Below are 8,729 nucleotides of genomic sequence, written 5' to 3' on the forward strand. Positions count from 1 at the left end.
AACTATATTATAATGCTTTCTCTAATATCTTGGGCTTCGCAAAAATCATACGTCCAGCCGATGTTTGCAGGACACTTGTCACAATTACATCAATCCGTTTCCCAATGTAATTTCTGCCCTCTTCTACTACAATCATCGTCCCATCGTCTAAATAAGCAACACCTTGATTATACTCTTTCCCATCTTTAATCACTTGTACATTTAACTCTTCGCCTGGCAGTACAACAGGTTTCACTGCATTAGCGAGATCATTGATATTTAATACATTTACGTTTTGAAACTCACATACTTTATTTAAATTATAATCGTTTGTAACTACGACCCCATCTGTCAATTTCGCTAATTTTATCAGCTTGCTATCCACTTCCTGAATATCCTCAAAATCAATTTCATACATTTCTACCTGAACATCTATTTCTTTTTGAATTCGATTGAGAATATCAAGGCCCCGTCTTCCTCTATTGCGCTTCAAAGCATCAGATGAATCCGCAATATGCTGAAGCTCCTCCAGAACAAATTGAGGAATGACTATTATCCCATCTAAAAATCCAGTTTGGCAAATATCGGCAACACGACCATCAATAATGACACTTGTATCTAATATTTTTAACTGTTTGGCGGGAATCTCTTTTTCCGTTTCTGATCCATCTGATCCTCTTTTCTTGCCACTGCGATTGATTGAAAAAAGGCTTGTAAGTTCATCACGTTTTTTAAAGCCTACCTGGAATCCTAAATATCCAAGCAGTAAAGTCAACAAGATTGGAACATACGTATTAATAATAGGTATTTCCATTTGATTAATGGCCAAACCCGCTAAAAATGCGACTATTAAACCGAAAGTGAGACCAAGACTACCAAATAAAATGTCTGTAATAGGAGCTTTTACAAGCCGATCCTCGAGCCATTTTACTCCATTGACAATAAAATCAACCGCCCAAAAAGTTAATAAATAAAAAATAATTGCACCTATAATAGCTGAAATATACGGATTATTGATTAATGCCACACTATCCAATTTTACCAATTTTAATAATTCGGGAATAAGAAAAATCCCAAGGGTCCCGCCGAGTAGTAAAAAACATGCTTGCACAATTCTTTTTAACATACATTCCTTCACCTCCTTCTTTTAATTATGAACAATTAACGCGCTTTAAAACCGTGGGGTTGTAAATATTTTCCTTCGCTAACGTAAGAGCCTCTATAAAATAGGAGTCTTCATTTTAATATAACATTATTTGTAAATAATCTCCTTCACCAAAAGGTAGCAATTTTATATATTAATGTCAATTTTGGAGTAGGACAAATAGTCTATTTTTATAAGAAAGACACAAGCGCCGCATTCATCGACATACTAACTTCGGGGCATCAGCCTGAAATAAAGGAAAGCGATGAGTCGGTTATGATGACTCTGATACCTTATTGTAAAGTTTGCTAGTCGATAGGCGCTGGAGCTGGACAGCCGTTTAAAAATATTATTTTCTATGCAAATGCATATTGAAGTGCTTCACCTACAGTATTAACACCAATAACCTCAATTCCAGCGGGCACTTTCCATCCCCCTATATTATTGGCCGGTATGATGACTCTTTCAAATCCCAGTTTTGCCGATTCTTGAACACGTTGTTCAATTCTCGAAACACGACGCACTTCCCCTGTTAATCCTACTTCACCGATGATGCAATCCGTGGCTCTCGTTTGTTTATCACGAAAGCTAGAGGCAATGCTTGTAGCAATTGCTAGGTCAATCGCAGGTTCATCCAGCTTCACTCCACCTGCGACTTTTAAATAAGCATCTTGGTTTTGTAATAATAATCCTACTCTTTTTTCTAAAACTGCCATAATTAATGATACTCGGTTATGATCAATACCCGTTGCCATTCTTCTTGGATTTCCAAAGCTAGTTGGGGAGATTAGTGCCTGAATTTCTACTAATACTGGTCTAGTTCCTTCCATGGAGGCAACAACGGTGGAACCGGAAGTGCCTTTCGATCTTTCCTCTAGGAAAATCTCCGATGGATTCGCTACCTCTTCCAAGCCTGATTCCTTCATTTCAAAAATCCCCATCTCATTAGTCGAACCGAAACGGTTTTTTACAGCACGCAGTATTCTATATGTATGGTGTCTTTCACCTTCAAAATAGAGTACAGTATCAACCATATGTTCCAGTAAACGCGGACCTGCAATGGCCCCTTCCTTTGTTACGTGGCCAACTATGAAGATGGCTATACCTTTCGTTTTCGCAATACGCATTAATTCCGCTGTACATTCTCGGACTTGTGATACACTTCCGGGAGCGGATGTGACCTCTGGATGATAGACGGTTTGAATGGAGTCTATCACTACAAATTGAGGAGATAAATTTTCAATTGTTTGGTGGATCATTTCTAAATTTGTTTCTGAATAAATATACAGTTCAGGGGATGATACATTTAGTCGATCGGCTCTAAGCTTTGTTTGCTTAACAGACTCTTCACCGGAAATATAGAGGACCTTTGGATTTACAGCTGCCAGTTGTGCGGAAACCTGCAGAAGCAATGTTGATTTACCGATTCCTGGATCGCCGCCGATTAAGATGAGGGACCCTGGGACAACTCCTCCGCCGAGTACACGGTTTAATTCTTTTAATTCTGTCGTCACACGTGGTTCATTTTCTGTTTCAATTGAAGTGATGGGAGATGCTTTCGAAACTTCTTCAGTTGAGGTATGTTGAAATGATCTTCTTGGCTGTTTCCCAATTATATCGACTTCTTCAACCATTTGATTCCATTCCCCACAACCGGGGCATCTCCCCATCCACTTAGCTGATTCATACCCGCAAGCTTGACACATAAACTTTGTTTTCTTTTTTGCCATCTTTTTCTCCCTCTTTTAATATAAGCCCTTTTCCCAGCCATTGTTGTTATTTGCTTTAAATATTAATAGTGAGAAATACATTCTATTCCTTGGAGACTGATATTAAAAGCTCCATAAGAACTTCAAAACTTCCTTATTAAGGATAAAAGCCGGCTTTTTGGGCTTGTACAAACAATAAATTCCCTTAATATAAAACGAATGACCCGCCGCTTAGGTTTCAAAAAAAATGAAAGACGCCTGAACAACTAAGAAACAACCAGGGTACACATTAAAAATCAGTGTACCCTGGCTTTTTGCTTAAGCAACTTCTGCTGAACTTATATTTGCTTTAACAAAAATACCTTCTCCTTAAATTAGCTCTTTACGAGATGGATTTTTCAGCTGATTTTTCAGTCGATTTTACTGTAAACTCTCCCTTTTCAACATCAATCAAAATATGTTGCCCTGTTGAAATATTACCTTTTAGTAATTCCTCTGATAAGCGATCTTCTATAAATTTCTGAATCGCCCTTCTTAGTGGACGTGCTCCATATTCAGGGTCAAAGCCCTCATCTGTAATTTTTTCTTTTGCTGCATCCGTCATTTCCAAATCCATTTCCTGCTCTTTTAGCCGCTTCATTAATTGTTCCGCCATAAGTGTAACAATTTCTTTCAAGTGCGGCTTTTCAAGAGCATGGAAAACAATAATTTCATCGACACGATTCAAGAATTCCGGACGGAAGGCTTTTTTCAATTCTTCCATTACTTTGCTCTTCATGTCTTTGTAATCTTGTTCACCGTCTTGAATACTGAATCCAACATACTTATTCCGTTTTAAAGATTCAGCCCCAACGTTTGAAGTTAAAATTAACACGGTATTCCTAAAGTCAACCGTTCTACCTTTAGAGTCAGTAAGGCGTCCATCTTCTAAAACTTGCAGCAAAATATTGAATACATCAGGGTGAGCTTTTTCAATTTCATCAAGCAATATGACTGAATATGGTTTCCTTCTTACTTTTTCAGTTAACTGCCCGCCCTCTTCAAATCCGACATAGCCTGGAGGAGAGCCGACTAATCTTGAGGTTGAATGTTTCTCCATATACTCAGACATATCGATCCGGATCATCGCATCTTCATCACCGAACATCGCTTCTGCCAAGGCTCTAGCAAGTTCCGTCTTACCAACACCGGTCGGTCCTAAGAAAATAAATGAACCTATTGGTCGTTTCGGATCCTTTAAACCTGCTCTTGCTCTACGAACTGCCTTCGCTACTGACTTTACCGCTTCTTCCTGGCCAATGACTCGAGAATGTAAAATTTCTTCCAAGTTCAACAATTTTTCAGTTTCTGTTGCTGCAAGCTTGGAGACTGGGATTCCAGTCCAGCTAGATACTACATGGGCAATATCATCGACTGTCACTTCACTATTTTCCTGGCCTTGTTTTTCTTTCCACGTTTTCTTTGTTTCTTCTAGCTCTTCACGAAGACGCTGTTCCGAATCACGAAGGGAAGCGGCTTTTTCAAACTCTTGACTTTGAACGGCTGCATCTTTTTCCTTGCGAATCGACTCGAGTTTCACTTCAAGCTCTTTCAAGTTTGGAGGAGTTGTATACGAGCGAAGACGAACCTTCGAACCCGCCTCATCGATCAAATCAATCGCTTTATCTGGTAAAAAGCGGTCGGATATATAACGATCTGACAATTTTACAGCTGCTTCAATCGCTTCATCTGTAATCGAAACACGGTGGTGCGCCTCATATCGATCCCTTAAGCCTTCTAAAATTTGAATCGATTCTTCTGCTGTCGGTTCGTCAACTTGAATCGGTTGGAAACGACGTTCTAGTGCAGCGTCCTTTTCAATATATTTTCGATATTCATCAAGTGTCGTAGCACCAATACATTGCAATTCTCCACGTGCTAAAGACGGTTTTAATATATTGGAAGCATCGATTGCACCTTCTGCCCCGCCAGCCCCAATTAATGTATGAAGCTCATCTATAAATAAAATGATATTTCCTGCTTGGCGAATTTCATCCATTACTTTCTTAAGGCGATCTTCAAATTCACCGCGATATTTTGTTCCAGCTACCACGGTTCCCATATCGAGTGTCATTACTCGTTTATCACGCAAAATCTCCGGAACTTCATTTTGGATAATTTGCTGCGCAAGCCCTTCTGCAATCGCTGTTTTACCAACTCCAGGCTCTCCAATCAGAACAGGATTGTTTTTCGTCCGTCTGCTTAATACTTCAATGACCCTTTGAATTTCCTTATTTCGACCAATCACAGGGTCAAGGCTACCCTCTCTAGCAATGGCGGTTAAATCACGAGCAAGACCATCCAATGTCGGTGTGCTGGCACTGGATGAGCCTCCTCCATGATTATTAGCCTCATTGCTCCCTAAAAGCTGAAGCACTTGTTGGCGGGCTTTGTTTAAGCTAACCCCTAGATTATTTAATACACGGGCCGCTACACCTTCTCCTTCACGGATTAAGCCTAATAGAATATGTTCTGTGCCAACATAAGAATGGCCTAATTTTCTCGCTTCATCCATAGAAAGCTCAATTACTTTTTTTGCTCTCGGTGTATAGTGAATATTTTGGGAAGTATCTTGGCCGCGCCCAATTAAATTCTCTACCTCTTTTTGGATCTTCTCAGGTCCTAATGCAAGACCATATAAAGCTTTGGCAGCAATTCCTTCGCCTTCTCTTACTAGCCCAAGCAGAATATGCTCAGTACCGATATTACTATGTCCAAGACGGATTGCCTCCTCTTGTGACAGCGCCAATACTTTTTGTGCTCTCTCAGTAAAACGTCCAAACATCATACGATCTCCTCCTAGCTATCTTTCTCTTCGAGTTTTAAACGCTCACGAATAAATGTGGCTCTTTTAATATCACGCTCAGCCGGACGGAGGGGACCGCCAGCATATTGTTGTAAAAATCCAGGCTGTGTTAAAATCATTAATTCGTTGAGAATATTTTTTGATAAATGCTTTATATACCCTGTATCTATGCCCAATCTTACATCGGATAAACATTCAGCAGCCTCTTTTGTTTCTATAACTCGGCTGTTCGCTAAAATTCCGTATGATCGAAATACTCTATCCTCTAATTGTATGTTCGATGTCTTTACTAATGCTTCCCTAGCCGACCTTTCCTGAGCAATAATCTGTTGGACGACACTTGTTAAATCTCCTACGATGTCTTCCTCAGATTTTCCAAGCGTGATTTGGTTGGATATTTGAAAAATATTGCCCAAGGCTTCACTACCTTCTCCATAAATCCCTCTCACGACAAGTCCTAGTTGGTTTATCGCAGGTATGATACGATTCATTTGCCTTGTTAAAATTAAGGCAGGAAGGTGAACCATGACAGAAGCCCTTAGCCCTGTTCCAACATTCGTCGGACAACTCGTTAAATATCCAAGATTTTCATCAAAAGCATAGTCTACCTTTTCTTCTAATAAATCATCTATCGCGTTGGCACTTTCCAAAGCCTCATTTATTTGCAGTCCCGGAAATAAACATTGAATTCTTATATGGTCTTCTTCATTAACCATAATACTGATGTCTTCATTTTCCGATAATATGACGGCGCTATGAGCAGCATTTTCCGCGAGGCGAGGACTAATTAAATGTTTTTCTACAAGAACTCTCTTTTGCAATGATTTTAAATCCTCAATTTCCAAAAATTCCATTGCTCCGTATGATTGAAATAAATTAGAGTCCGTTAAGCCTTTAACTTGATTAATAATTTCCCTTGCTTCTTCATTACTAAACAATGTTGGAAATTTAGACTTTCGAAAATTCCTTGCAAGTCGGATACGGGAACTTAAAATAATGTCTGAATCAGGGCCTTCCGCACTCATCCATGAGCTGACTGCTTTGTTTAAAAACTTTTCTAGATTCATGGTCTTCCCTCCTCATTCAACTCCGTATTTTCGAGGGAACGTATTTGGTCGCGTATAACGGCAGCTTCTTCAAACTCTTCCTTAGCAATTAAGGAACGCAGCTCTTCTTTTAGTGTTTGAATCTGCTTTTTAATATGGATAGATCCCCCAATCCTTTTTGGGACCTTTCCACCATGTTTTATATTGCCGCTATGGAGCCTTTTAAGGATTGGTGCCATCTGATCCTTAAAAGCATCATAACAATTTGCACAGCCAAATCGGCCAATATTTATAAATTGCTGAAACGTCATTTTACATACTTCACAATGAACAATTTGCTCAGATGGAGAAGGCTGCGATTTAGCCTGTTGAAAAGTAGGATCAAAATTCAAAAGACCTGCAAGTAAGTCATTAAATGAAAAACCCCCTGCGCCATCCAACATGAACATTTCGCCTTTTTCCTGCGCACATTTTTCGCAAAGTTGGATCGTTGTTTTTTCACCATTTACGACTTTTGTAAAATGCATCGTAGCAGGTCTTTCTTTGCACTCTTGGCATATCATCACCTTCACCTTACCTTTAATCGTATTTAATAGCCTGAAGCATGGCAATAAGAATTCTAGCTCTCATTTCATCACGTTCTGGCAAGTCAAGATATATAACAGTACGATCGATAACACTTAGCATTAATTTTGCTTCTTTCCTCGTAATGACCCTCTCATCCAAAAGCCGAAAAATGATATCCTGTGCACTAGTTTGAGAAATATTTCTTCCAACAAGCGCCGCTAACTGGTCAATAAGATGAGCTTTCGTGTGCGTCTTTACTCTCGTAATCCGGATATAACCTCCTCCCCCTCTTTTACTTTCAACCATATACCCTCTTTCAATCGTAAAGCGAGTATTTATAACGTAGTTAATCTGGGAAGGAACGCACTGAAATTTATCGGCGATTTCACTTCTTTTAATTTCAACAATCTCCGATTCACTTAATTCAAGCACTTTTTTTAAATAACTTTCAATTACATCGGATATATTCCGCATCATCAAGACACCTCCTTGAAACGACGCTTGACTTTGACTATATTTGACTTAATTATACAAGAGGGTGCGTATAAAATGCAATTGTCTATTCCCAACATTATTTTATCCATGTGGAAAAAAAACGAAACCACTTAATAGGTGGTCATGAAGATTTTTAAGGTTAAAAACGTACAGCTGTGACGTGATTTGGAGATGCGTGGCATATTTGTGACAAAATTTTAAATAAAGCTATCATAATAACTGAATGTTGATTTCACTGTATTTGAAAAATAGACGGATAAATTCCGTTTAAATTGTGAAATACCGATATTTTTTGAAAAATAGGAGTAGGTTTTCCACTTATCCTAACTTAATCCTTGGAATTTGTCCTATTTAGAGTAGTTAACCGGAATATCTCCGCTTATATCTGCCTCTTAAGCCTTCACTATATACAATAGCCGGAAATTTTCCGCCTACGAATTCTCATATCTACACGAAAATCAGCAATTAATAATAACTCTTAAGTAAACAAAAAAACACCCTCATTTGAGAGTGTCCTTATTTGCCTGGCAACGTCCTGCTCTTGCAAGGGGAGACCCCTTACTACCATCGGCGCGCGAGCTTAACTTCCGTGTTCGCGCTGCGGATCACGATGACCGGCGAATCTCTTCGTCATCCGCGTTCGCTCGATTCTCATGGGCATAGCCCATTGCGAGTCTCTCTCCCTTGATTCCTCGATCTTCTTGTTCCTCCTGACCCTCGCTTACATTGTGTGCGCTTCTTCTTTGATGCCTTCGGCATCTCTAACAGATAAAAAAAGACATCCTCATTTGAGAATGTCTTAAATTGCCTGGCAACGTCCTGCTCTTGCAAGGGGAGACCCCTTACTACCATCGGCGCTGAAGAGCTTAACTTCCGTGTTCGGGATGGGAACGGGTGTGACCTCTTCGCCATCGTCACCAGACAAGTATTCAGTTAAGAGAAAT

6 protein-coding genes and 1 rRNA gene are annotated in these 8,729 nt (G+C 39.5%); all 7 read right to left on the reverse strand.

Annotated elements, in window-relative coordinates; all coding sequences use genetic code 11:
* Positions 1–7 precede the first annotated feature (7 nt).
* The 7 genes from KHA96_RS22455 to rrf all read right to left on the reverse strand — a co-directional run bounded on the left by KHA96_RS22455 (position 8) and on the right by rrf (position 8,707).
* On the reverse strand, positions 8–1,105 hold the full coding sequence (locus KHA96_RS22455) for a PIN/TRAM domain-containing protein (RefSeq protein ID WP_213131569.1): 1,098 nt from the start codon (positions 1,103–1,105) through the stop codon (positions 8–10).
* Positions 1,106–1,479: 374 nt separating this feature from the next.
* The gene (gene radA / locus KHA96_RS22460; RefSeq protein WP_213131570.1) at positions 1,480–2,853 is read right to left on the reverse strand and encodes a DNA repair protein RadA; all 1,374 of its coding nucleotides are present in this window, start codon (positions 2,851–2,853) and stop codon (positions 1,480–1,482) included.
* A gap of 361 nt (positions 2,854–3,214) precedes the next feature.
* Positions 3,215–5,659, reverse strand: a complete 2,445-nt coding sequence (gene clpC, locus KHA96_RS22465; protein ID WP_213131571.1) for an ATP-dependent protease ATP-binding subunit ClpC — start codon at positions 5,657–5,659, stop codon at positions 3,215–3,217.
* Between the two features lie 11 nt (positions 5,660–5,670).
* Positions 5,671–6,744 (reverse strand): protein-arginine kinase McsB, encoded by a 1,074-nt coding sequence (mcsB, locus tag KHA96_RS22470; RefSeq protein WP_213131572.1) that lies wholly within the window; start codon positions 6,742–6,744, stop codon positions 5,671–5,673.
* On the reverse strand, positions 6,741–7,286 hold the full coding sequence (gene mcsA, locus KHA96_RS22475) for a protein-arginine kinase activator protein McsA (RefSeq protein ID WP_213131573.1): 546 nt from the start codon (positions 7,284–7,286) through the stop codon (positions 6,741–6,743). The genes mcsB and mcsA overlap by 4 nt, the downstream gene beginning before the upstream one ends.
* 16 nt (positions 7,287–7,302) lie before the next feature.
* The gene (locus KHA96_RS22480; protein WP_213131585.1) at positions 7,303–7,764 is read right to left on the reverse strand and encodes a CtsR family transcriptional regulator; all 462 of its coding nucleotides are present in this window, start codon (positions 7,762–7,764) and stop codon (positions 7,303–7,305) included.
* 827 nt (positions 7,765–8,591) lie between these two features.
* A 5S ribosomal RNA gene (rrf, locus tag KHA96_RS22485) occupies positions 8,592–8,707 on the reverse strand.
* Between the last annotated feature and the right edge of the window lie 22 nt (positions 8,708–8,729).

The organism is Bacillus sp. FJAT-49711 (assembly GCF_018343715.1).
Lineage (GTDB): Bacteria > Bacillota > Bacilli > Bacillales > Bacillaceae_C > Lederbergia.

Excerpts from the sequence above, each read along its gene's own strand:
- KHA96_RS22480 (WP_213131585.1), bottom strand. The coding sequence starts at position 7,764 with ATGCGGAATATATCCGATGTAATTGAAAGTTATTTAAAAAAAGTGCTT.
- radA (WP_213131570.1), bottom strand. The coding sequence starts at position 2,853 with ATGGCAAAAAAGAAAACAAAGTTTATGTGTCAAGCTTGCGGGTATGAA.
- mcsB (WP_213131572.1), bottom strand. The coding sequence starts at position 6,744 with ATGAATCTAGAAAAGTTTTTAAACAAAGCAGTCAGCTCATGGATGAGT.
- clpC (WP_213131571.1), bottom strand. The coding sequence starts at position 5,659 with ATGATGTTTGGACGTTTTACTGAGAGAGCACAAAAAGTATTGGCGCTG.
- KHA96_RS22455 (WP_213131569.1), bottom strand. The coding sequence starts at position 1,105 with ATGTTAAAAAGAATTGTGCAAGCATGTTTTTTACTACTCGGCGGGACC.
- mcsA (WP_213131573.1), bottom strand. The coding sequence starts at position 7,286 with ATGATATGCCAAGAGTGCAAAGAAAGACCTGCTACGATGCATTTTACA.